1 protein-coding gene is annotated in these 611 nt (G+C 45.7%); it reads right to left on the reverse strand.

Annotated elements, in window-relative coordinates:
- Positions 1 to 611: insulinase family protein (locus R7O13_RS28595; protein ID WP_318305425.1), on the reverse strand; the 611-nt coding region annotated here is incomplete at both ends.

The following is a 611-nucleotide window of genomic DNA, read 5'->3' on the forward strand; positions in this document are numbered from 1 at the left end:
CAGAGAACGTTGCAGATCTTCATCATAGCCCGACATTTTGTAGTCGCCATAGATAATATCGTGCGGCTGATAATGCTGCATATTGATGACTAAATGGCTAACTAAATCGAGAGGGCGTGAAGGTTCTTGAAAGCGGAATGCAGACTCCAATACTGCTTGCTTCTCTAGGTAGCGCCACTCATTAATTCCGTCTTGTTTGATCATGGTTAGATATTGGAAGACAGCTTGAATGATGTCATCTACGTGGTCTAACCCTTCTGGTGTGAGTGTACAACTGACCGTAAAATCACGATAGTTGCTGCCACTTGCCCCGCCGCCGGCTGATAGGGAAGTGATCCAGCCTTTGCTTTTCAGTTGCAGCATCAAGCTCCCTTCGCCTTCGTAACCTAACAAATGAGCGAAATAAGAGAGAGGCTTCACGCCGTAGTGTTTATCCATTCCCGGCATAGGGAAGGTGAGAATGAGTTTGCGAAACTCTTTGATGGGCTCAATTTGAACCAAAATTCCGGTGCTGTCTTCAGTCCCAATCGATACGTTAATCGATTTACCACTTAATTGATGATTAGGGATGTCAGCGAACATGGCTTCTACCCAAGCTTGCTGCTCATCAA

It is taken from the genome of Vibrio sp. Y176 (assembly GCF_033438945.1).